This is a genomic window from Halomonas sp. ANAO-440 (assembly GCF_019915905.1).
In the GTDB taxonomy this organism is placed as follows: domain Bacteria; phylum Pseudomonadota; class Gammaproteobacteria; order Pseudomonadales; family Halomonadaceae; genus Halomonas; species Halomonas chromatireducens.
In genome coordinates this window covers 291438-313472 of record NZ_JAHXBV010000005.1, presented here as the reverse complement: position 1 = coordinate 313472, position 22035 = coordinate 291438, and the positions used below count along the sequence as shown (strand labels likewise).

18 protein-coding genes are annotated in these 22035 nt (G+C 62.2%); 8 read left to right on the top strand and 10 right to left on the bottom strand.

All coding sequences use genetic code 11. The annotated features are described in order from the left end of the window. Positions 1-32: 32 nt before the first annotated feature. Positions 33-1142, top strand: a complete 1110-nt coding sequence (locus KZO25_RS06550) for an S-(hydroxymethyl)glutathione dehydrogenase/class III alcohol dehydrogenase (protein ID WP_223136329.1) — start codon at positions 33-35, stop codon at positions 1140-1142. Between the two features lie 291 nt (positions 1143-1433). Further along, entirely contained in the window at positions 1434-2000 is a 567-nt protein-coding gene (gene gfa, locus KZO25_RS06545; RefSeq protein WP_223136328.1) for an S-(hydroxymethyl)glutathione synthase, read from the top strand. 82 nt (positions 2001-2082) lie between these two features. Here gfa and KZO25_RS06540 read toward each other — a convergent pair whose 3' ends face one another. From KZO25_RS06540 to KZO25_RS06515, 6 genes are all read right to left on the bottom strand, one after another. Continuing rightward, positions 2083-3066 carry a branched-chain amino acid ABC transporter permease gene (locus tag KZO25_RS06540; protein ID WP_066448772.1) on the bottom strand — a complete coding sequence of 328 codons (984 nt, stop codon included), beginning with the start codon at positions 3064-3066 and terminating at the stop codon, positions 2083-2085. Positions 3067-3070: 4 nt separating this feature from the next. Beyond that, entirely contained in the window at positions 3071-3958 is an 888-nt protein-coding gene (locus KZO25_RS06535; protein WP_223136327.1) for a branched-chain amino acid ABC transporter permease, read from the bottom strand. A gap of 62 nt (positions 3959-4020) precedes the next feature. Continuing rightward, positions 4021-5244: an ABC transporter substrate-binding protein gene (locus KZO25_RS06530; protein ID WP_223136326.1), complete on the bottom strand. Its 1224-nt coding sequence runs from the start codon at positions 5242-5244 to the stop codon at positions 4021-4023. Between the two features lie 133 nt (positions 5245-5377). After that, the gene (locus KZO25_RS06525) at positions 5378-6130 is read right to left on the bottom strand and encodes an ABC transporter ATP-binding protein (protein WP_066448786.1); all 753 of its coding nucleotides are present in this window, start codon (positions 6128-6130) and stop codon (positions 5378-5380) included. Further along, the gene (locus KZO25_RS06520) at positions 6127-6900 is read right to left on the bottom strand and encodes an ABC transporter ATP-binding protein (protein WP_066448788.1); all 774 of its coding nucleotides are present in this window, start codon (positions 6898-6900) and stop codon (positions 6127-6129) included. Before KZO25_RS06520 ends, KZO25_RS06525 begins: the two co-directional genes overlap by 4 nt. 273 nt (positions 6901-7173) lie before the next feature. Continuing rightward, on the bottom strand, positions 7174-8553 hold the full coding sequence (locus tag KZO25_RS06515; RefSeq protein WP_223136325.1) for an L-serine ammonia-lyase: 1380 nt from the start codon (positions 8551-8553) through the stop codon (positions 7174-7176). 174 nt (positions 8554-8727) lie between these two features. Between KZO25_RS06515 and KZO25_RS06510 the strand changes: the two genes are divergently transcribed. Beyond that, a complete protein-coding gene (locus KZO25_RS06510) occupies positions 8728-9654 on the top strand; it encodes a LysR substrate-binding domain-containing protein (protein WP_223136324.1) in 927 nt (308 codons plus the stop codon). 94 nt (positions 9655-9748) lie between these two features. On the opposite strand, the gene rpoD is transcribed toward KZO25_RS06510, so the two are convergent. The 3 genes from rpoD to rpsU form a co-directional block, all read right to left on the bottom strand. Beyond that, positions 9749-11590, bottom strand: a complete 1842-nt coding sequence (gene rpoD, locus KZO25_RS06505) for an RNA polymerase sigma factor RpoD (RefSeq protein WP_223136323.1) — start codon at positions 11588-11590, stop codon at positions 9749-9751. A gap of 303 nt (positions 11591-11893) precedes the next feature. Continuing rightward, the gene (gene dnaG / locus KZO25_RS06500) at positions 11894-13720 is read right to left on the bottom strand and encodes a DNA primase (protein ID WP_223136322.1); all 1827 of its coding nucleotides are present in this window, start codon (positions 13718-13720) and stop codon (positions 11894-11896) included. 144 nt (positions 13721-13864) lie between these two features. Next, positions 13865-14080 (bottom strand): 30S ribosomal protein S21, encoded by a 216-nt coding sequence (rpsU, locus tag KZO25_RS06495; protein WP_010629611.1) that lies wholly within the window; start codon positions 14078-14080, stop codon positions 13865-13867. 386 nt (positions 14081-14466) lie between these two features. Here rpsU and KZO25_RS06490 point away from each other — a divergent pair, with 386 nt between their 5' ends. Both KZO25_RS06490 and tsaD read left to right on the top strand, forming a co-directional pair. Beyond that, a complete protein-coding gene (locus KZO25_RS06490) occupies positions 14467-18162 on the top strand; it encodes an EAL domain-containing protein (protein ID WP_223136321.1) in 3696 nt (1231 codons plus the stop codon). 194 nt (positions 18163-18356) lie between these two features. Next, the gene (gene tsaD, locus KZO25_RS06485; RefSeq protein ID WP_223136320.1) at positions 18357-19394 is read left to right on the top strand and encodes a tRNA (adenosine(37)-N6)-threonylcarbamoyltransferase complex transferase subunit TsaD; all 1038 of its coding nucleotides are present in this window, start codon (positions 18357-18359) and stop codon (positions 19392-19394) included. A gap of 46 nt (positions 19395-19440) precedes the next feature. Here tsaD and plsY read toward each other — a convergent pair whose 3' ends face one another. Beyond that, entirely contained in the window at positions 19441-20025 is a 585-nt protein-coding gene (gene plsY, locus KZO25_RS06480; protein ID WP_201025314.1) for a glycerol-3-phosphate 1-O-acyltransferase PlsY, read from the bottom strand. 151 nt (positions 20026-20176) lie between these two features. Between plsY and folB the strand changes: the two genes are divergently transcribed. The 3 genes from folB to KZO25_RS06465 are packed head-to-tail and all read left to right on the top strand — an operon-like array spanning position 20177 to position 22035. Next, positions 20177-20542 carry a dihydroneopterin aldolase gene (folB, locus tag KZO25_RS06475; RefSeq protein ID WP_066448819.1) on the top strand — a complete coding sequence of 122 codons (366 nt, stop codon included), beginning with the start codon at positions 20177-20179 and terminating at the stop codon, positions 20540-20542. After that, positions 20542-21051 carry a 2-amino-4-hydroxy-6-hydroxymethyldihydropteridine diphosphokinase gene (gene folK / locus KZO25_RS06470; protein ID WP_223136319.1) on the top strand — a complete coding sequence of 170 codons (510 nt, stop codon included), beginning with the start codon at positions 20542-20544 and terminating at the stop codon, positions 21049-21051. Before folB ends, folK begins: the two co-directional genes overlap by 1 nt. Positions 21052-21102: 51 nt before the next feature. Next, positions 21103-22035 (top strand): exopolyphosphatase, encoded by a 933-nt coding sequence (locus KZO25_RS06465; protein ID WP_223136318.1) that lies wholly within the window; start codon positions 21103-21105, stop codon positions 22033-22035.

Below are 22035 nucleotides of genomic sequence, written 5' to 3'. Positions count from 1 at the left end.
CCGACAAGAACAACAAGGCGGGAGGAATCCTTATGAAATCACGCGCTGCCATCGCCATAGCCGCCGGCAAGCCGCTGGAGCTGGTCGAGATCGACGTCGAGGGACCCAAGGCCGGCGAGGTACTGGTGCGTATCGCTGCCACCAGCGTCTGCCATACCGACGCCTTCACCCTCTCCGGCGCCGACCCCGAAGGCCTCTTCCCCTCGGTGCTGGGCCATGAGGGTGCCGGGGTCGTCGAGGAAGTCGGCCCCGGCGTCACCAGCCTCAAGCCCGGCGATCATGTCATTCCCCTCTATACCGCCGAGTGCGGCAAGTGCAAGTTCTGCCTTTCCGGCAAGACCAACCTGTGCCAGGCGGTGCGCGCCACCCAGGGCCAGGGGCTGATGCCCGACGGCACCTCGCGCTTCTCGCTGGATGGCAAGATGCTGCACCACTACATGGGCTGCTCCACCTTCAGCGAGTACACCGTGCTGCCCGAGGTGTCGCTGGCCAAGGTGTCCCAGGAGGCGCCGCTGGACAAGATCTGCCTGCTCGGCTGCGGCGTGACCACCGGCATCGGCGCGGTGCTCAACACCGCCAAGGTGGAGCCGGGCTCCACCGTTGCCGTGTTCGGCCTCGGTGCCATCGGTCTGGCGGTGATCCAGGGGGCGCAGATGGCCAAGGCCAGCCGCATCATCGCCATCGACGTCAACCCGGACAAGTTCGAGCTGGCGCGCCAGTTCGGTGCCACCGACTTCGTCAATCCCAAGGAGCACAGCGATCCGATCCAGCAGGTGATCGTCGACCTGACCGACGGCGGAGTCGATTACTCCTTCGAGTGCATCGGCAACGTCAACGTGATGCGCCAGGCGCTGGAGTGCTGTCACAAGGGCTGGGGCGAGTCGGTGATCATCGGCGTGGCCGGGGCCGGCGAGGAGATCTCGACGCGGCCGTTCCAGCTGGTGACGGGACGGGTATGGCGCGGTTCGGCCTTCGGTGGGGTGAAGGGGCGCAGCGAACTGCCGGGCTACGTGCAGCGCTACATGGACGGCGAGATCAAGATCGACGAGTTCATCACCCACGACTTGCCGTTCGAGCAGATCAACGAGGCCTTCGATCTGCTGCATGCGGGCAAGAGCATTCGTACGGTGCTTCGCTATTAACACGCGTCCAGAGCCACGCGAATAACACGCGTCTGGGGCCGGCCACGCAAATATCAGACGCCCGGGGCCACGCATGCAACACGCGCCCGGACCAATGCCATGACGACAAGAACAGGAAGGGAGTGCATGCCAATGAGCCTGATGGACACTCTGAAGCGCTGGTTTGGAGGGCAGGGAGCGGCACCCCCCGCAAGACTTCACGCCTCCACGGCACAGCAACCAAGCCACGGCCGGTCAGCGAACGCCGCACCGGCCTCCACCTCAGCAGCCGCTACCCAGGAAACAACGACCATGAACCCGACCATCCATCCCGCCGTGGACAACGGCGTCAGAGCCGGCAGTGACGCCTTCGCCGGCGGCACCTTGCACTGTCACTGCGACAGCGACAGGGTCGAAGTCGCCGTCAAGGCGCAGTGCGCCCACAACCACGTCTGCGGCTGTACCAAGTGCTGGAAACCTACCGGCGCCACCTTCTCGATGGTGGCCGTGGTACCCCGCGACAGCGTCAGTGTCACCGCCCATGAGGAAAAGCTCGACGTGGTCGATTCCTCCGCCGCTATCCAGCGCCATGCCTGCAGGGGCTGTGGCGTACACATGTACGGCCGCATCGAGAACACCGGCCACCCCTTCCACGGACTGGACTTCATTCACACCGAACTCTCCGATGACTCGGGCTGGGCGGCCCCGGAGTTTGCGGCCTTCGTCTCGTCCATCATCGAGTCGGGCGCCGACCCGGAGAAGATGAGCGACGTGCGCGCCCGTCTCGCAGACCTGGGCCTGCCACCCTACGACTGCCTCTCACCGCCCCTCATGGATGCCATTGCCATTCATACAGCCAAGGCCAAAGGTGTCCTCTGACGGACGGTGCATATTGCGCTCTAAAATGCCATCGGGCGCCCCTTGAGGCGCCCGATGGCATGACAAGTCCCATCTCGCTGCACTACTTGAAGTTCTTGCGATACAGCTTGGTAATCTCACCGACGATACCGCTACGGAAGCTGAGCACGCAGATGACGAAGATCAGACCCAGGATAACGTTGATCCAGTTACCCAGCGGCGACTGCGCCAGCATGTGCTGCAGGCTTACCACCAGGCCGGCACCGACCACCGGCCCGAACAGTGTGCCCACGCCGCCGAGCAGCGTCATCAGGATGACTTCTCCCGACATATGCCAGTGGGCATCGGTCAGCGAGGCCAACTGAAAGACGATGGTCTTGGTGGAACCGGCCAGACCGGCAAGGCCTGCGGAGATGACGAACGCCAGCAGCTTGTAGGCATCGACGTTGTAACCCAGCGACACCGCACGCGGCTCGTTCTCGCGAATCGCCTTGAGCACCTGCCCGAAGGGCGAATGCACGGCACGTTGCACGATGGCGAAGCCAATCAGGAAGATCGCGAAGACGAAATAGTACATCGCCAGGTTGCTGCGCAGGCTGATCAAGCCGAAAAGGTTACCCCGCGGCACGCCGTGCAGGCCATCCTCGCCGCCGGTGAACGGCGCCTGGATGTAGAAGAAGAACATCAGCTGCGCCAGCGCCAGTGTCACCATGGCGAAGTAGATGCCCTGGCGACGGATAGCCAGCGCACCAAAGGCGATGCCCAGCAGTACCGCAGCCCCGGTGCCGACAAGAATGCCCAGCTCCGGTGTCAGCCCGGGATAGCTCGAGAGCAGGTAGCCGGTGACATACCCGCCGGTAGCCAGGAAAGCGGCATGGCCGAAGGAAAGCAGGCCGGCGTAGCCGAGCAGCAGGTTGAAGGCGCAGGCGAACAGCGCGAAGGTCAGCACCTTCATGAGGAAGACCGGATAGGCAACGAAGGGTGCCAGCAGCCCCACCACGATCAACAACAGGTAGAAGGCATTGCGTCGCATGTTGGCTCGACGCTGACGCTCCATGACGGGAGTCAGGGTTTGAGTCGTGGCCATGATGTCATGCCTCCTTGCCGAAGAGTCCGGCGGGTCTGAGCATCAACACCAGGATCATGACCAGGAAGATCACGGTGTTGGCTGCCTCGGGATAGTACACCTTGGTCAGGCCCTCGATCAGGCCCATGCCCAGGCCCGTCAGTATGGCACCCAGTATCGAGCCCATGCCGCCGATGACCACCACGGCAAAGACCACGATCAGCAAATTGGAGCCCATGGTGGGAGACACTGGATAGAGCGGTGCCGCCAGCACGCCGGCAAAGGCGGCCAGTGCCACGCCGAAACCATAGGTGAGAGTGATCAGCAGCGGTACGTTGACGCCAAACGACTGCATCAGCGCCGGATTTTCGGTTCCGGCCCGCAGGTAGGCACCGAGCCGCGTGCGTTCGATGATGAACCAGGTACCCAGGCAGACGACCAGTGCCGCCAGCAGCACCCAGGCACGGTAGACGGGCAGGAACATGAAGCCCAGCTGATAGCCACCCTGCAAGGCTTCCGGGGTAGGATAGCGTGCGCCCGATACGCCGAAGAAATTGACCAGCGTACCCTCGAAGATCAGAGCCAGGCCGAAGGTGAGCAGCAGGCCATAGAGATGGTCCAGATGGCCGATTCGCCGCAGCAGCAGACGCTCGATCACCATCCCGAGCAGCCCTACCACCAGCGGTGCCAGCAGCAGCGCCGCCCAGTAATTGATGCCCAGGTAGCGCATGCCCAGCAGGGTGGCGAAGGCACCCAGCATGTACATCGCCCCGTGGGCGAAATTGACGATCTTCAGCAGGCCGAAGATCACCGCCAGGCCCAGGCTCAGCAGGGCATAGAAGGCACCGTTGATCAGGCCCAGCAGCAGCTGGCCCATGAACACCGCCAACGGCACCCCGAATATCATCGTCATGTTAGGTTCTCCTCGCCGTCAGAGGGGCGGCGGCCTGGGGCCGCCGCCATGTCTTGCAACGTTCAGTTCTGGACCAGATCACACTGGCTTTCGGACAGCGGACGGTAGGCTTCTTCGGCAGGAATGGTGGCAAGGATCTCGTAGAGGTCCCACTCACCGGTAGAGGCCTCCGGCGACTTCACCTCTGCCAGATACATGTCGTGGATCATACGGCCATCCTCACGCAGCCGGCCGTTGCGGGCGAAGAAGTCGTTGATCGGCTGCTCCATCATGTACTCGCGTACGGTAGCGGTATCGTCGGTTCCGGTTGCCTCAACCGCCTGCAGGTAGTGCATGGTGCTGGAGTAGATGCCCGCCTGGACCATGGTCGGCATGCGGTTCATGCGCTCGTAGTAGCGCTCGGACCACTCACGCGCCTCCTCATCCATGTCCCAGTACCAGCCGGTGGTCAGCAGCAGTCCCTGGGTGGTCTCGAGGCCCATGGCATGGACGTCATTCAGGAAGACCAGCAGGCCGGCGAGCTGTTGACCTGCTTCCACGACACCGAACTGGGAGGCAGTACTGATGGCGTTGACGGTGTCTGCCCCGGCGTTGGCCAGGCCGATGATCTTGGCGCCGGAACCCTGGGCCTGAAGGATATAGGAGGAGAAGTCATCGGTCGGGAAGGGATGACGCACGCCACCAACCACTTCACCGCCGCTCTCTTCGACGACGCGGGTCACATCGCCTTCCAGGGCGTGGCCGAAGGCATAGTCGGCGGTCAGCATGAACCATGTGTCACCACCCTGATCGACGATGGCCTTGGCAGTACCGTTGGCCAGCGGATAGGTGTCATAGACCCAGTGGATATGGTTGGGAGAACAGTGCTCGTTAGTGATGCTGGACGCTGCCGATCCCGAAATGATGCCGAGCTTGTCGTTCTCCTTGAGCACATTGGTTACCGCAATGGTGACCGATGAGGCGACCATCCCGGCTACCATGTCGACGTTACGGGTATCGACCCATTCGCGAACGGTATTGGCACCGACGTCGGCACTGTTGCGGTCATCGGCGCTGAAGACCTGAATCGGGGCGCCGTTGACGCTGCCACCGAAATCCTCAATAGCCATGCGCAGGGCTTCCAGGCCGCCCGGCCCGGCCAGGTCGCGATAGGTGCCGGACATGTCGGCCAGGTAACCGATGCGGACTTCACCATCGCTGATTTCCGCCTGGGCGGTGGTTGCTGCCAGTGCGGCGGCGGCGGCAATGGCGATGCTGCTGGCGAGGGTCTTCTTGATGAAGGTCATTTACGTCTCCGTAGTCCCATGGGGACTGCTTGTTGTTGTAGCGAACGCTGCAGATGCAGGCGTCGCTTCTTCGGTTTTAGGTTACGCAAGTTGCAAATTATAGTTTTAGCCAGCTGTTGGTTGAGCGCGGAGCTCAGACCCCCAGCAGGGAGTGGAGGTGATCACGCTTCGAAGGCAGTTCGGCCGCCGAGATCTCCTCGATGATGCGCCCGTGCTCCATCACGTAGTGGCGATCGGCAAGCGGTGCAGCGAAGCGGAAATTCTGCTCCACCAGCACAATGGTCATGCCCCTGTCCCTGAGCTTGACCAACACCTCACCCAGCGTCTGCACGATGACTGGCGCCAGGCCTTCAGTGATTTCATCGAGAAGCAGCATGCGGGCGCCGGTGCGCAAGATACGCGCCATGGCCAGCATCTGCTGCTCACCGCCGGAAAGGCGGGTGCCCTGGCTGCGGCGGCGCTCGTAGAGGTTGGGAAACATCTCGTAGATCTCATCGAGACTCATGCCTCCGGAGCGAACCGTGGGCGGCAACAGCAGGTTCTCCTCGACGTCGAGACTGGCAAAGATGCCACGCTCTTCCGGACAGTAGCCCACCCCCAGCCGAGGTATGCGGTGCGGCTTCATGTCGAGGGTCTCGTTACCGTTGATCATGATCGAGCCGGTGCGCCGACCGACCATGTTCATGATGGCCTTGAGCGTGGTACTGCGCCCGGCACCGTTGCGCCCGAGAAGGGTCACCAGCTCACCGCGCTTCACGTCGAAATTGACGCCATGAAGAATGTGAGATTCACCGTAGAAGGCATGCAGGTCACTGACCCGCAGCATCTCTGCATCGGCATGTTCCCGGTGCTTGGTGGCGGCGGGCTGCTCGGCTAGCTGGTTCATGCGCTGGCCTCCTCTTCCTCTACTTCGGTGCCCATATAGGCTTCCTTGACCAGCGGATTGGCTGAGACCGTCTTATAGTCACCTTCGGCCAGGACCGCCCCGCGGGCCAGAACGGTGATCCGATCACAGAGCCGGCTCACCACACTGAGATTGTGTTCCACCATCAGAACGGTTCGGCCCTTCGCCACCTGTCGAATCAGTTCGACAATGCGGTCGACATCCTCTGCCCCCATGCCCTGGGTGGGCTCGTCGAGCAGCATCAGAGTCGGCTCCATGGCCAGCGTGGTCGCCACTTCAAGCGCCCGCTTGCGCCCATAGGGCATCTCCACAGTGAGCACATCGGCATATTCAGCAAGGCCCACCTGGTCAAGCAAGTCCATGGCACGATCATTGAGATGGTCGAGGGTGCGTTCGGACTTCCAGAAGTGGAAGGAGGTACCGATCGGCCGCTGCAGGGCAACTCGAACGTTCTCCAGCGCGGTCATATGCGCGAACACGGCCGATATCTGGAAGGAGCGGACGAGGCCCAACCGGGCAATCTCGTTGGCCTTCATCTTCGTGATCGACTTGTCGCGATAGAGAATCTCACCGTGGGTTGGCGGCAGGAATTTGGTGAGGAGGTTGAAGACGGTCGTCTTGCCGGCGCCATTGGGCCCGATCAAGGCATGGATGTGTCCTTCCCGAACCTGCAGGTTGACATCGTCCACGGCGGTGAAACCGCGAAACTGCTTGGTCAACCCGCGAGTCTCAAGTATGAACTCCTGGGTCATGTGACGTCCTCTCTGGATCGCCGCTGGCGATACGTGCTGATTTGTTGTCTTTGTCATGAAAGCAGTGGCTGTGATGTATCAGCCGGGGACTTTCTAACCTTTACGTTAACGTAAGCTAGAGGAGAGACTCCCGCAGGGCAACTCCTGAAACGTCGAACTCGACCAATGGCGTAGAGATCCAAGACTTCAATAGCTTGCGAACAAAAACGCGATGCCGGCAAGGGCATCGCGTGGATTCAGCATAGTCGGTTGATACAAAAGCGTCTTTGCCGTTCAGCACTCAATGGCGTTGACTGCCAGCCCACCGCGGGACGTCTCCTTGTACTTTTCCTGCATGTCCCGGCCGGTATCGCGCATGGTTCGAATCACCTTGTCCAGCGAGATGAAGTGCTCCCCATCCCCCCGCAGCGCCATCTGGGCAGCATTGATTGCCTTGACCGAGGCGATGGCGTTGCGCTCGATACAGGGTACCTGCACCAGGCCGCCGACAGGATCGCAGGTCAGCCCCAGGTTGTGCTCCAGACCGATCTCGGCAGCGTTTTCCACCTGCGCCACGCTCCCCCCCATGACCTCGGCAAGACCGGCAGCGGCCATGGCACAGGCCGAACCCACCTCACCCTGACAGCCGACCTCGGCACCGGAGATTGAAGCGTTCTTCTTGCACAGCATACCCACGGCGCCGGCGGCGAGCAGAAAATCCACCACGTCCCGCTCGCTGGCACCGGCCTTGAACTTCATATAGTAGTGAAGCACCGCGGGAATGATGCCCGCCGCACCGTTGGTGGGAGCGGTCACCATGCGCCCACCGGCGGCATTCTCCTCGTTGACCGCCAGGGCAAAGACATTGACCCAGTCCATGGCCGAGAATGTCGAGGCGATTACGCAGTCGTCATCTTCCGCCGCCAGCAGGTGGCGATGCAGCGTCGCTGCGCGACGGCGTACGTTCAGCCCGCCTGGCAGCACCCCCTCGTTCTTCAGGCCGGTCTCGACGCAGGCCTGCATCGCCTCCCACACGCTCCAGAGTTCGGCGCGCACTTCCGCCTCGCTGCGCCAGGCCTTTTCGTTTTCCAACATCAGCTCACTGATGCGCAGGTCATGCATGCGACACAGCGCCATGAGCTCGGCGGCGGAATTGAAGTCGTAGGGGAGCGTCGTGTTGTCGGTATCCAGTTCACCCTGGGCAGCCTGGGCCTCATCGACTACGAAGCCACCGCCCACCGAGTAGTAGGTGTTGCTCCACAGCTCATCGCTATGACCGTGGGCGATCAGGGTCATGGCATTGGGGTGGTAGCGCAAGCACTCCTCATGCCACTGCATGTCGCGAGCCCAGAGGAAGGGAATCGACAAGCGACCATCGAGATGTAGCGTGCTGGATTCGAAGAGCTCCTCGAGACAGGGGGCAACGATGGCGGGATCGATCCTGTCGGGCCGCTCTCCCATCAGGCCCATGATGATCGCCCTGTCGGTGCCATGCCCCTTGCCGGTGGCGCATAGCGAACCGAACAGCCGCACCTCGATGCGAGCGACACGCTCCAGCATATCCTGCTCGCGCAGCGCCTGAACGAAGTCGTAGGCAGCGCGCATCGGACCAACGGTATGGGAGCTGGAGGGACCGATACCGATCTTGAACAGGTCGAAGACGCTGATTGCCATGTGATCACCTTTTCTGGTCGGCGGTGGCCGATCGTATCTGTTGCCGTGTGGCCAAGTATGGATAAGCCTGACTAAACACTATTGCTATCCACCCGTGTTGAATTCTATGGTGGTGCTGAAAACGCCCTCGGGCAAACGAGAATATCTCCCTACTGAGTATAGAATGACTAAAGCATGAGCCGCCTACTCCACGCCCAGACTCACGCCTGGCTCAAGGTGTTTGCCATCAGCGCGCGCCACCTCTCCTTCACACGTGCGGCAGAAGAGCTGCACGTGACCACCGGGGCCGTCAGCCAGCAGATCAAGCAGCTGGAAGAGCGCCTGGGCTTCAAGCTGTTCCGCCGCCTGCCGCGTCGCCTGGAGCTGACCGAGGAGGGACGCCGCCTGGCCGATGTGGTGGAAGAGGCCTACCAGTCGGTCGGCCTCGAAGTGAAACGCCTGCGTAGCGGGGTGATGAGCGGCATCATCCGGGTACGCAGCGTACCCGCCTTCCTCAGCAAATGGCTGATGCCACGCCTGCCCCGCCTGCAGGCGCGCTTTCCCGATATCGAGCTGCAGATCATTGCCGAGGACAGCAGCCTGTCGCTTCGAGAGGGCGAGTTCGACCTGGCCATCGACCTCAATGATGGCCACTACCCTGGCCTGGCCATCACGCCGCTGATGGAGGAAGTGATCTTTCCGGTCTGCGCCCCGGCCCTGTTGCGCCACCGGCCATCCCTGTCGCGCCCCGAGGAACTGGCCTGGTACCCGCTGCTGCACGACGTCACCGCCTGGCGTGGCGGGCACCCCTACGCCGAATGGGAGCACTACCTTGAGGCGGTGGAAGCGCCACCGCTCAATGCCCGCCGCGGCTATACCTTCAATCGGCACCGCCTGACCATGGAGGCGGCGGTTGCCGGCATGGGTGTCGCCATCGCCCGCCAGGCACTGCTCACCAACGAACTCAGCACAGGGGCACTGATCGCGCCTTTCCCCCAGCGCATCCCTACCGGCAAGCGCTACGGTATCGTGCACACCAGCGGTGCCCTGGACGATCGCCGCGTGGCGGCGGTACACGACTGGATCGTTGAGGAAGCGGGGCGCGACAAGCCGCCGGCATGAGCGACTGCACCCGATCAGCGCGGGCATACACCAACAAAAAACGCCTGCAGCTTGATCAGCCTGCAGGCGTTTTCCTTAATGAACCGCGGTAGCGCTACTCGTCGAGGAACGAACGCAGGGGCTCCGAGCGGCTCGGGTGACGCAGCTTGCGCAATGCCTTGGCCTCGATCTGGCGGATCCGCTCACGGGTGACATCGAACTGTTTGCCGACTTCCTCGAGGGTATGGTCGGTGTTCATGTCGATACCGAAACGCATGCGCAGCACCTTGGCCTCGCGGGCGGTGAGACCACCCAGGACGTTGCGAGTGGCTTCGATCAACCCCTCGCCGGTGGCCAGGTCGACCGGCAGCAGCATGGTGCCGTCCTCGATGAAGTCGCCGAGGTGCGAGTCGTCGTCGTCACCGATGGGCGTCTCCATGGAGATAGGCTCCTTGGCGATCTTGAGCACCTTGCGCACCTTGTCCTCGGGCATCTCGAGACGCTCGCCGAGCTCCTCGGGGGTGGGCTCGCGCCCCATCTCCTGAAGCATCTGCCGCGACACACGGTTGAGCTTGTTGATGGTCTCGATCATGTGCACCGGGATACGGATGGTGCGCGCCTGATCGGCGATGGAGCGAGTGATCGCCTGGCGAATCCACCAGGTGGCGTAGGTGGAAAACTTGTAGCCGCGACGGTATTCGAACTTGTCCACCGCCTTCATCAGGCCGATGTTGCCCTCCTGGATCAGGTCCAGGAACTGCAGCCCGCGGTTGGTGTACTTCTTGGCGATCGAGATGACCAGGCGCAGGTTGGCCTCGACCATCTCCTTCTTCGCCCGGCGCGCCTTGGCCTCGCCGATGGAGAGCCGGCGATTGATCTCCTTTAGCTCGGGCACCGCAAGCTGGACCATGTCCTCCTCGAAGGCGATTCGGCGCTGCGAGCGCTGAATGTCGCCGCGCATGGCCTCGAGGCGGTCGGCATACTTGCCATGGTTACCGATGAAGTCATCGAGCCAGCTCTGGCGCGACTCGTTGCCCGGAAAGGCCTTGATGAACGTCTTGCGTGGTATCCTCGCCTTCTTGACGAACAGCTGCATGACCGCCTTTTCCTGGGCCCTCACCTGCTCGACGCTGATCCGCACCTGATTGACCAGGCGCTCGAAGTGCTTCGGCACCAGCTTGATCGGTGAAAACAGCTCGGCCAGCCGATTCATTTCGACCCGGGCTTCAGGAGAGTGGCGGCCGTGCGCCTCGATGGCGGCACGCACCAGCTCGTTCTGCTGGCGAATCTGCTCGAAACGCGCCTTGGCTTCCTCGGGATCGGGGCCACCGGTGGTCTCTTCCTCGGCCTCCTCATCCTCGTCGTCGTCCTCACTCGCCTCTTCGTCCCGCGGCTCCTCCTCGGGCACCTCGGCCTCGGCAACGCCTGGGATACCCTCGTCGGGGTCAATGAAGCCGGAGAACAGATCCGAAAGCCGACCGGGCGCCTCTTCGTCCTGGGTCGCATCGTAGGCGTCGAGAATCGACTCCACGGCACCGGGCAACCATGCCAGGGCCGACATGACCTCCCGAGTGCCCTCCTCGATGCGCTTGGCGATCTCGATCTCGCCTTCACGGGTCAGCAGTTCCACGGTCCCCATTTCGCGCATGTACATGCGCACCGGGTCGGTGGTCCGCCCTACGTCGCTTTCCACCGCGGCCAGCGCTGCCACTGCCTCTTCGGCGGCCGACTCGTCGGTGGAGTGATCAGACATCATCAGGGTATCTTCATCGGGGGCTTCCTCGACGACACTGATGCCCATGTCATTGATCATACCGATGATATCTTCCACCTGATCCGGGTCGGCGATATCTTCGGGAAGGTGGTCGTTGACCTCGGCATAGGTCAGGTAGCCCTGTTCCTTGCCGCGCGCGATCAACTCCTTCAGACGTGACTGCTGCTGCGCATTTCCAGCCATAGAAACCCTATCTCGACGAAGAAGAATGAAGCACCTGAAGCGCTGGGTGGAGAAAACTCATGAAGCCGAACAGTATAGCGGCTAATCACCCCTTACCGCCAGTTCGACCCATTTGCTCGTTCACTCAGGTGTGTTAATTTGTCCGGTTGTGCTGTGGCGGGGGCGAATCCATGCACCCTATGTGGTGATGGTAGAAAAGAATTCAACCCCACCGCCAATATCATTCGTCATCCGTGACGCCTACCCCTGCCTCTTCCCATGCTTTTCATCACCGCGCGCCACTGCTCGACCCCAGGCTGGCTGTCAGCTTCCCAGCTCGGCTAGCAGCGTCATGAGTCGCTGTCGCTCCTCGGGCGAAAGCCGTTCGCCCGAGCGCTGCTTTGCCAGCAGTGCATCGACTCGCTCCTGGCACGAAGGGCGCCTCTGATGCCGACGAAAATGCTCGACCAGGCCATCGAGTTCCTGCGCCCTGGCGGCACGCGGGATAAGCATTTCACGCCTCACCAGCACCGCGAGACGCTGGCCCTGATCGCTGCCATGAAAATGCGCGAGCAGCACCTGTCCGCTGCGATAGCGCCCGGCCCGCAAGAGGCGCACCACCTCCCGGCAGAGCGGGACATCCGGATCCCCCTCGGGATACCAGTCCTCCGTCTCGGGCAGCCGCTCTACCAATATCGGCTCATGCAGCAACAACTGAAGTATTCGCGCCACCAGTCCCAGGGGCATGCGGTCGTGCTGTGGCCCGGCCCCGGCTCCCGTGACTGACGAAGGCTGGAGCGGCGCAGAAGTCGCTTCGACCTCAACGGGCGCCCCCACACCAATGTCGGATCGCGACATAAGTGCTTCGAAGCGTGATCGTTCGACACCGGTGCGTCGCGAAAGCTCATTGAGCATCATAGATTTCAACAACCCATCGGGCAGTTTTCCCGTGGCCGCCAGTACCTGACTGGCATAGCGCTCGCGGTCTTCGATACGCGCCAGGTCACGCCCCCTGGCCGCCAGATCGAAGAGAAATTCCGACAGCGGGCTGGCGCAGGTGATTCGATCAACGAAGGCCTCGGCACCTTCTCGTCGCACCAGGGTATCCGGATCGTCCCCTTCGGGCAGGAACAGAAACCGGGCCTGCCGACCGTCGATCATCAGCGGCAGAACGACTTCCAGCGCCCTGCTGGCCGCCTGCCGGCCAGCCCGGTCGCCGTCGAAGCAGAACACCACCTCGTCGACCATGCGAAACAGCCGCGACAGGTGATCCTCGCTAGTGGAAGTACCCAGCGTGGCCACGGCATTGCGAATCCCGAACTGTGCCAGGGCCACCACATCCATGTAGCCTTCGACGATCACCAACCGCTCCAGGCGGGTATTGGCCTGACGCGCCTCGAATAGCCCGTAGAGCTCCCGCCCCTTGTGAAAAACCGGCGTTTCGGGCGAGTTGAGATACTTGGGCTTGGCATCGCCCAGCACACGCCCGCCAAAGGCGATGGTTCTCCCCCGAACGTCGCGAATCGGGAACATCACCCGATCACGGAAGCGGTCGTAGGTACGTCCACTCTCCTCGCGGTGAACCAGCAGTCCATACTCGACCTGAACGGTCTCGGGAATCTCCCGCACCGACAAGTGTCGCTTGAGCGACTCCCACTCGTCCGGCGCATAGCCGATTCCGAACGCCGCCTGGATCTCGGGCGAAAGGCCGCGCTCGGCCAGATAATGGCGAGCCGCCTGCCCCTCCGGCATCTTCAAGCGCTCCCGAAAAAAGCTTGCCGAAAGCTCAAGCAGGTTGACCCCTTCCTTGCGCTTGCGCTCACGCGCCTGGGCACGAGGGTCGTCAGCCCCTTCACGCGGGACTTCCAGGCCGAGCCGCGAAGCCAACTGCTCGACCGCCTCGGGGAAGGGCAGGTTGTCATACTCCATCAGAAAACGCAGGGCGTTGCCGTGCGCGCCACAGCCGAAGCAGTGGTAGAACTGCTTGTCGGCACTGACGGTAAACGACGGTGTCTTTTCCTGATGAAACGGGCAGAGCCCGGCATGATTGCGCCCGGCCTTCTTCAACTGCACCCGCTCGCCCACCAGCTCGACAACGTCGACGCGAGCCAACAGGTCATCAATGAAACGCTGCGGTATCTGACCGGCCATGCAGGTATCGCCTCCTCCAGACTGGACAGGCGGATGAGGGGCTTGGCGGGCTCAGCGGAAAAACAAACGGCCACCCGCCGGCGGCCGCTTGGTCATCCTTCCGGACAGCCGATGCAGAGCGCGTCGACTACCCCATCGTACGGATCAATAGAGCCTTTCGAAACGCTTCCGCTCACGCTGGAGCTTCTTGGCGTGACGCTTCACCGCAGCGGCTGCCTTGCGCTTGCGCTCTGCAGTCGGCTTCTCGTAGTGCTCGCGACGGCGAACCTCGGACAGAATGCCGGCTTTTTCGCAGGAACGCTTGAAACGACGCAGCGCTACGTCAAACGGCTCATTATCACGTACTTTTACAGAAGGCATTAAGCACTCACCTACCTTAATATTTCTAGAGTTCGGTTTGTACGCACACCCTCTCTGGATGACTCCCGCCATCACCAACCCAGGCCGGTAGCAAGCCACCAAAGCCCGGACTGCATGAAGAAGCGGAAGATCTCCTGCTGGATGCACGACCCAGTCCTACAGCGCACAGTATTCTAGTCGCCGGAACGAGTCTTTGCAAACACGTGGCGGCGAAAGGCAAGGAAAGATTGACCCCACCCATTGCGCTGGCTTTTTGGCTTGCCCTCTACCATCCGCCGGGTTAGCGTTCCATTACGGATGCGTAAAGTATTTTAACACTCTTGACGCGAGTGCTGGCCAATGGCGTGTAACAGAGCGCGGGGCAGGGCCATTGCGTGGTGCCACAGATGACCATTCGCAATCTCTTGATTTTTCTGCTGACGCTGATGGGGCTACTGATTCTGCTGGGTTCGAGTTGGGAAATTCGTGAGATCCGGGCCAAGCTGAACGCCGCGCAGTGGGTCCACCAGAGCAATCGGGTGGCAGACCTGTCCCTTCGCGCGAGCGGTGTCATGGCCATGGAGCGCGGAATCACCGCTGCCATCCTGTCTCACCCGGCCGAGGCCAGCCCGGACATGATGTACGAGATGGCCCGCCAACGACACGATGGCAATGCGCTCTATCATGCCATCCAGGCCTCTGCCTCAGAGCTGCCGAGCCTTGCTCGAATCGACGACACTCACCCCCTTCGCCGCGGCCTGCAGCAACTCACCCAGCACCACGACACAATGGCAACCGCGCGCCAGAAGGTAGACCAGCGTATCGCCAGCGAGGCCGCAGAGATCGATGAAAGCCAATGGATCAGTCTGGCAACACGCTATATCGATGCCCTGTCGAAGCTACGCGATGCCACCGCTCACCCCATGCCGGACAACATCTACTCTTACACCACCAATCCGCTGATCAAGGATGCCCTGTTCAATGTCAGCGAGTATGCCGGGCGGGAACGGGCCATCATCGGCTCGGCCATCGCCCAGCAGCGCACCCTGAGCGAAAATGAACGAGCGAGACTACAGCGCTATCGCGACATCGTCGAAGCCTCGCTTGCCCGAGTCGAGACCCTGATCCAGCAACTGCCTGACATCCCTGCCCTGACAAGGGCGAGAGCCGAGCTGGACGCCCACTTTCTCGATGAGTACCAGGCTCTTCGACTCGCAGTCTATGAAGCCGACAGTGATCGAGCCGCCTACCCGGTCAGTGCTGCCGAGTGGTACCAGCAAGCCACGGCAGGCATCGGCTCCGTGCTGACTCTTTCGGAAGCCGTAAGTGATCATTTCGAAACCAGCCTCGACAGGCTGCGTGACGGCGTCATGCTCTCCGTGGCCATGGTGGCCTTCTCCATTCTCACTGCTGTGAGCATCTTCGTTTTTGCCGTCTGGTCTATCAGGCGGCGCATTCTTCATCCCCTGTTGCGCCTCGAAACAGCGGTGAATCATGTCGCCAATGACTTGAAACAACCGTTACCGGCGTTTTCCAGTGACGAGATCGGCAGCCTCGCGCAGGCCTTCGAGTCCCTACGCAGCAGTCTTGTCAAAGATATCGAACAACGAGAAGCGACCGAGGCAGAGCTGCGAAAATTCTCTCACGCCGTCGAGCAAAGCGCCGATTCAGTCATCATCACCAATCGCCGCCGGGAAATCGAATACGTCAACAGGGCGTTCGAGCAGATGCGCGGATACCAGCGAGAAGACATTCTCGGCATGAATGTACGCATCTTCAAAAGTCATGAACGCAACCCGCCCGAGCTGTACCAGGACTTCCGCAGCGCCCTGAAAAATGGCGACACCTTCCGTGCCACACTGATCAACCTGGGTGCCAGCGGCGACTCGTACTATGAGGAGCTTGCCGTTTCACCGCTGTTCGACCCGTCTGGCGAAATTACCCACTATGTTGCCAATGGCCGAGACGTGACCGAGCGCATTCATGCGGAGCAGGAACTCCTGAAGCTCAACCAGGCCATCGATCAAAGCGTCAGCTCCATCGTCATCACCGATGCCAATGGTATCACCGAATATGTAAACCCCCAGTTCACACGCACCACCGGCTACGCACCCGAAGAGATCAAAGGCAGGCGCATCCCCCTGCTTGAACCCGGGCGGCTGCCACGCAGCCAGTACCGCAACCTGCGCAGGACGCTTCAGCAAGGCAAGGTGTGGGAAGGGGAGGTGCTGAACCGGCGCAAGGATGGAGAACCCTATTGGGAGTTGACCTCCATCAGTCCGGTTCGCAACCGGCACGGCATTATCACCCACTTCGTCGGCATCCAGTACGACATCAGCGAACGCAAGCGGATGGAGGAGCAGATAAACCATCTGGCCTTTTATGACAGTCTGACGAACCTGCCCAATCGCACTCTGCTGGCCCAGCGCTTCGACAAGCTGGCAAGCCAAGCCCTGCAGCGAGGCAAGCAGGTCGCCCTGCTGTCGCTCGATATCAGCCGCTTTCACCTGCTTAACGATAGCCTGGGCCATCGCGTTGGCGACAAGGTGCTGCAGGCTGTCGGGCAGCGGTTGTCGGAGTGCGCTCGCCAGCAGGATATGGTGGCTCGCTATGCGGGAGACGAATTCGTCGTCATCCTCTCCGACGCGCCCGATGCCCAGGGCATCGCCGCCGTTGCCCAGCGAATGATCGACACGGTCTTTCGCCCGCTGACCATCGAAGGCCATGATCTGCGCATCAGCATGCATGCCGGCATCAGCGTGCTACCGCAGGACGGCCAGGATCTCGAATCCCTGCTTGGCAACGCCACCACGGCCCAGCGTCTGGCAGCGCGGGAAGGGAAGAACACCTATCGCTTCTTCACCGAAGACCTTAATGCAGCGGCCCAGCAGCGCCTGGCACTCGAGCAGGACCTGCGCCGTGCGCTCGAGGACAATGCCCTCGAGCTGCACTACCAGCCCAAGGTGGAGCTGGCCACTGGCGAGGTAGTCGGCATGGAGGCACTGGCCCGCTGGCACCACCCCAGCGAAGGCAACGTTTCGCCCATGACCTTCATCCCGATCGCTGAGGATACCGGCCTGATCCAGCCCTTGGGTGAGTGGGCCCTGCGCCAGGCCTGCCTGCAGGGCCAGGCATGGCAGCTCCAGGGACTTGGCCCGCTGAATATGGCGGTCAACCTTTCGGCCCGCCAGCTACAGCAGGTAGACCTGGCCGCCTCGGTCGGCAGGATCCTGGCCGAAACAGGCTTCCCCCCCGAACTGCTGGAGCTGGAGCTGACCGAAAGTGCGGTCATGGAGCGCCCCGAGGAGACCATCAGAGTCCTGAACGAACTCAAGTCCCTCGGCGTGCGACTGGCCGTGGACGACTTCGGCACCGGCTATTCCAGCCTGGCCTACCTGCGCCGCTTCCCCTTCGATACGCTGAAGATCGACCGCAGCTTCATTACCAACATCACCACCTCACCGGATGAGGCCTCCATCGCCCAGACCATCATCGCGATGGGACGCGGGCTACGCCTTCAGGTCGTGGCCGAAGGAGTGGAAACCCAAGCCCAGGCCGCCACCCTGCGCCGCCATTGCTGCGACCAACTGCAGGGCTATCTGTTCAGTCGCCCGCTGCCGGCGAGGGAGCTGGAAACCCTGTTGAGGGAACGGCGACGGATGACGTTGCCCGAGAGCAATTCGGCCGACGACGACAGCACGCTGCTGCTGATGGATACCGATGCAGATGCACTTGCCGCGCTGTGTACTCCGTTGCAGAAGGCTGGCTACCGCCCCTTGGCCACCACGCACATCAATGAAGCCTTCGACCTGCTCGCCCTGAACCGCATTCGCGTGGTAGTCGGCGGCTTGCACCTGCCGGAGATGCCGGGCCTGGAGTTCTTCAAGCGCATTCGGGCCCTCTATCCCGAAGTCACCTGTCTCGCCCTTGCCGCTACGGAAGACACCACCCGGGTCACCGAGCTCGTCAAGAGCGGCCTGGTCCAAGGCTGGCTGGCAAGCGACTGCCAGGGCAAGGCACTGCTCGCCCAGGTACAGGAGGCCTTCTCACTCACCGCCCTCCCCGCAGCGAGCCAAGACGCTGCTCTCGATATCAACCCCTGAAACAATGCCACCGAAAAGTCGCACCGCGCGCCGCATCGGCCGTGGAGGTCAAGGCCAACACATCGACCTGCGGGGCTGATTCGGGGCTTTTGCCACCCAAGATGTCGTCCTTGCCTTCGAGCGACCATTAAACCGCAGTCCAGCTGGGGTCAGTTTGGTAGAATCCCGGTTATCACTTCTCACGAGCCCACCCCATGCTAGTACTCGGCATCGAAACCTCCTGCGATGAAACCGGCGTCGCGCTCTATGACACCGAACGCGGCCTGGTGGCCGACGCGCTCTACAGCCAGGTCGCCATGCACGCCGAATACGGTGGCGTGGTACCAGAGCTTGCCTCGCGGGACCACACCCGTCGACTGTTGCCACTGATCCAGCAGGTGCTCGACCAGGCCGGTGCCTCCCGCACCGAGCTGGATGCCATTGCCTATACCGCTGGCCCGGGGCTGGTCGGTGCCTTGATGGTGGGAGCCAGTACCGCTCATGGCATGGCGCGAGCACTGGCCATTCCGGTGCTGGGGGTGCATCACATGGAGGGGCACCTGCTGGCACCGATGCTGGAGACATCACCGCCGGCCTTTCCCTTCGTGGCGCTGCTGGTATCGGGTGGTCACACCCAGCTGGTCGAGGTCCAGGGACTGGGCGACTATCGGCTGCTGGGCGAGTCGGTGGATGACGCCGCCGGAGAGGCCTTCGACAAGGCGGCCAAGATGCTGGGGCTCTCCTACCCCGGCGGCCCACAGGTAGCGAAACTCGCCGAACTGGGCGACCCCGGTCGCTTTCGCTTTCCACGCCCCATGACCGACCGCCCGGGGCTCGACTTCAGCTTCTCGGGGCTCAAGACCCATACCCTGACCACCCTGAAACGGCTGGAGCAGGATGGCGCGCTCGACGACCAGGCTCGGGCCGACGTGGCCCGGGCCTTCGAGGAGGCGGTGGTAGATACGCTGGTGATCAAGTGTCGCCGTGCGCTGGACGCCACCGGGCTCAAGCGGCTGGTGATGGCGGGCGGCGTCAGTGCCAATGCGCGCCTGCGGGAACGGCTGGAACGGGAGACCGACAAGCGCAGCGCCCGCACCTATTATCCCCGTGGCCGCTTCTGCACCGATAACGGCGCGATGATCGCCTATGTGGGCGCTCAGCGGCTGTCGGCGGGTGAGCGCGACGAGATCGGCATCATGAAGGCCGTACCACGCTGGCCGATGGATACCCTGCGAGCACCAAACGGCAACTGATGGCGGCGACGCCCACCTCCGCGCCGCTTGCCCCGGCACCAGCCTGTTAGAATCCCTGCTCGTCGCCGCGCCTGAGGCGCCGGATATTCAGCATATGCCGTGCCAGCACCAGCGCGGTAAAGGCCATCACCACGATGACATAGTCCGGCGCCAGCCAGACGCTGACCAACGGCGCCAGCCCGCCACTGGCCAGAGAGGCCACCGCGGCAGTGCGCACGCGCCAGGCCAGGATTGCCCAGAGCAGGGCACAACACAACGCCACCCAGGGCGTCAGGACAAGCATCACGCCGAAAGCACTGGCGACGGCCTTGCCACCGCGAAAGCGGTGCCAGATAGGGTAGCTGTGGCCCAGCAGCACCGCCAGGCCGACCATCCCCTGGGCCCAGGGCGGCAGCCCAAGCCACAGGGACAACCAGAGCACAGGCATGCCCTTGAAGGCATCCAGCAGCAGGGTCGCCAGTGCCAGCCGGCGGCCATGCAGCCGCAGCACATTGGAGAACCCCGGGTTATGGGACCCGCCCAGCCGCGGGTCCTCCACGCCTGCCATTCGGCACACGCTCAGCGCACCCAGCCAGGAACCGCTGAGATAGCCCACCCCCAGCAGCAGTGGCAGCCACTCGACCGATGTCACCTGTTCTTGTCTCCTGCCATACCCATGCTCCGGATTCTGCCACCCCGGACGGCGTTAAGACAGGGCATTGTCCTGTCATCCCCCCGGCGGCTCACGTACAATCGGGCGCCAAATTGGATGCCAACGCATCCTCCGCCTACGGGGAGGCACCATGGATCGTGTACTGATCGAGTCGCTCGCAGTGGAGACCGTGATCGGCGTCTATGACTGGGAGCGAACCATCACCCAGCGGTTGCTGCTCGACCTGGAGCTGGCCACCGACATTCGCCCCGCTGCAACCGGCGATGATATTTCCCTCACCCTCGACTATGCCGCCATCAGCGAGCGGGTCACCCGCTTTGCAAGCGATCACGATTTCGCCCTGGTGGAAACCTTCAGTGAGCGACTCGCGGAGACACTGCGTGATGAGTTCGCCATTCCATGGCTGCGCCTCACCGTGCGTAAACCCGGTGCCGTGCCCGCCGCCGCCGCAGTCGGCGTTCGCATCGAGCGGGGCACCCGGCCAGAGGAGACGTGATGGCCCTGATCAGCGCCAGCATTGGCAGCAACATCGACCGAGAGCATCACGTTCGCACCTGCCTGGATGCCTTGGCGAGCACCTTCGGTAGCCTGGCAGTCTCGCGTGTCTTCGAAAGCGAGCCGGTAGGGTTCGAGGATGGTCGCAACTTCTTCAATCTCGTCGTCGCCTTCGAGAGCGACTGGACGGTTGGCGAGCTTCAGGCCTGGTGCAAGCGCCTGGAGTTCGCCAATGGCCGGCGCAAGGAGAGTCCCAAGTTCAGCCCGCGCACCCTGGACATCGACCTGCTGACGGTGGGCGACCTGATCGGAGAACATGATGGGGTCGAACTGCCGCGGGGAGAGATTCTTCAGCACGCCTTCGTGCTACAGCCCTTGGCCGAACTGTTGCCCGAAGCGCGCCATCCTCGCGATGGACGCACCTATGGCGAGCTCTGGGAAAATTTCAATGCCCCCGACCAGCGACTGTGGCCCGTCGGATTTAGTTGGCAACCGCACGCAGTTAGGTAAACTTGGGTAATGCTTCGTAAAGGAGCCCCAAAATGAACAAGAAAAGGAATCATGATGCCTGCCAAATTCCGCCTTGTGACACGCAGCGACTTCGATGGTCTGGTATGCGGTGCCCTGCTCAAGCACCTCGACCTGATCGATGACATCCTCTTCGTGCATCCCAAGGATATGCAGGATGGCAAGATCGAGATCAGCGATCGGGACATTACCACCAACCTGCCCTATGTGCCCGGCTGCCACCTCGCCTTCGACCACCACCTCAGCGAAACGCTGCGCAACGAGCAGCGGGCGGACAATCATGTCATCGATCCCGACGCCCCTTCGGCAGCGAGAGTAGTGTGGCGCCACTATGGCGGTCATGACGCCTTCCCCGCTCGCTGGGACGACATGATGGACGCCGTGGACAAGGGTGATTCGGCCCAGTTCGACCGCGAAGAGGTGCTGAATCCGCAAGGCTGGGTGCTGCTCAACTTCATCATGGATGCGCGCACCGGGCTCGGGCGCTTCCGCGACTTCCGCATCTCGAACTACCAGTTGATGATGAAGCTCATCGACTACTGCCGGGAGCACAGTATCGAGGAGATCCTCGACCTGCCTGACGTGCAGGAGCGCATCGAGCTGTATCGGGAACACAGCGACAAGGCCCGGGATCAGATCCAGCGCTGCGCAGCGGTTCACGGCAATCTGGTGGTTCTCGACCTGCGCGACGAAGAGACCATCTATGCCACCAACCGCTTCGTCATCTATGCCCTCTACCCGGACTGCAATATCTCCATTCACGTGATGTGGGGGCTGAGAAAGCAAAACACCGTGTTTGCCATCGGCAAGTCAATCCTCGACCGCTCCAGCCGCACCAACGTTGGCGAACTCTGCCTGGCCTACGGTGGTGGCGGCCACTTCAATGCCGGCACCTGCCAGGTCGCCAATGACGAGGCAGAGGAACGGTTGCACGAGATCATCGCCCGCATCCGTTCCGACGGCTGA